Raw genomic sequence first — 1,709 nt, 5'->3', positions numbered from 1 at the left:
CGATTCACCTTGCCTTCTTTATCCGTATTAAAAGCACGCGTAATAATCGCACGGATTTCAGGGCGTGCATCCGCAGACCATTCATTCAAACACTCATCAAGAAGGCTTTTGGCAATTTGCAATTGCGGTCCAAAATCAACACTTTCCTGTACCTGCACCTTAATGCGTTGCAAACCATCAAAGCTTGTGTAAGTACAATTGCCCTTTTTGCCACGCCGCTCCACACCATATTCTTGCGCAAGCAAGCTATCAAAATCACTCAAATCCGCAATCGTATGGTTGTTAAAACGTGCAATCCTTGCCGATAATTCTTTCGCAAAACCCATAATTTTGCGCACCGTTTCATCCTCTAACAAATCCGCAGGGCGGATCAAACTTACCGGCACCAAAGCCCCTTTCGCATCCTTCATATAACGCGTACCTTCAAGTTCAATTTGTGGATTCATCACCAACTTCCTCCTTATGTTTTTTGAAACCGACGAAATGGCACAACATCCCCTGAAGAAGGCGCACATCCCGCTTTCAATTGCCAACGACACCGCATAAGCTCATGACCTAAAACGTGGTTATAGCCTGCCAAACGACGCAAATACTCATTCAATTCTCGAACATCTTGTCCATGCATAAAAATGCCATTCACCTCATACTGTAAAAAGGCAGAGCGCAAAGCAATCAAGCACTCTCTCACCATATAGGGGTTACGTTCCATCATTTGCTTCCTCCAAAATCCATATAAATCACACGATTGCTCTCATCCGCATCAGAGCCTTCACACTCAGCCAAAACTTCTGCAACTTCAGCTTCCAAAACCGCATCCGCCTCCCCCAAACGATGAACACTCAACTCCAATTCAAGCAATAACGCCAAATCAACACACAATTGAAGCTTTTCTCCAATATCAAAACCGCATTGATAATCGTCATAAAGACCAACAAGCGTATCGGATAATTCTTTGTCGCATAAAGAGATCATGCCAATTCCTCCACGTCACGGTTTTTCCATGCCGCTTTGACATGTTTCAAAGTCACCTCACACCCATCTCCAAGCGCTGCCATGCGTGCCAACATCATGGTTTTGTCAATTTGCCGCAAAGCTCCAGCCTTTAAGCCTATCCCTGTCAAAAACTTTATCGCACCAACATCTTCAATCCCCCAATCATGAATGCGCGCCGCAATATCCTCACTATAAGGCTTGCGCCGTTTCAAATGCATCGCCAATCGGCTTTTAATTTGCGCATAAGAGGGACCATTTTGACGATGAACCAACCGCCCCGAGATCTCATCATTGCCAACCAAAGCCAACCCCGTACCGTTGATATCAACAAAGTGGCGCAACTGATTAATCGCTTCATCCGTTAAATTTTGCGCCTCATCAACAATCAACAATGTTCCGCCACCAACACGCTCTAACTTTTTGCCAATCGCACGCGTTAAGCGGGTGGGATTATATTCCACCACTTCCAATTCTGCTGCCATATCATTCAAAATACCGTGAACACTGCGCGTATGCGGGCTGGCTGTCACCAGATAAACATGCGGGCGGGTAGAGCGATAATGGCGGCAGGTTTCGGTCTTGCCACTGCCCGCATCAAGCGTAATCATCACCATATCCCCCGTACTTTGTGCCAGTGTTAAAGTATCAATAATCTCACTGGCAATTCGATTCCTCTGAAAGGCTGGTTTTTCAGGAATGCGCTCCAAAAACCCCGC

Annotated in this window: 4 protein-coding genes; all 4 read right to left on the bottom strand. The window is 45.9% G+C overall.

From position 1 onward, the window contains the following. Positions 1-446: DUF3164 family protein (locus ACFINZ_RS09195; protein WP_375701373.1), on the bottom strand; the 446-nt coding region annotated here is incomplete at its 3' end. A gap of 14 nt (positions 447-460) precedes the next feature. After that, complete coding sequence (locus ACFINZ_RS09190; RefSeq protein ID WP_375627417.1) at positions 461-712, bottom strand: hypothetical protein; 252 nt, start codon at positions 710-712, stop codon at positions 461-463. Beyond that, positions 709-972: a hypothetical protein gene (locus tag ACFINZ_RS09185; RefSeq protein WP_375672104.1), complete on the bottom strand. Its 264-nt coding sequence runs from the start codon at positions 970-972 to the stop codon at positions 709-711. Before ACFINZ_RS09185 ends, ACFINZ_RS09190 begins: the two co-directional genes overlap by 4 nt. Then, the coding region (locus tag ACFINZ_RS09180) for an AAA family ATPase (protein ID WP_375701372.1) at positions 969-1,709 on the bottom strand (741 nt) is incomplete at its 5' end. The genes ACFINZ_RS09185 and ACFINZ_RS09180, both read right to left, overlap by 4 nt.

The sequence above is a fragment of the Bartonella sp. AA81SXKL genome (genome assembly GCF_042196945.1).
Taxonomy (GTDB): domain Bacteria; phylum Pseudomonadota; class Alphaproteobacteria; order Rhizobiales; family Rhizobiaceae; genus Bartonella.
The sequence above is the reverse complement of the archived record's forward strand: the minus strand, read 5'-3'. Positions and strand labels throughout refer to the sequence as shown.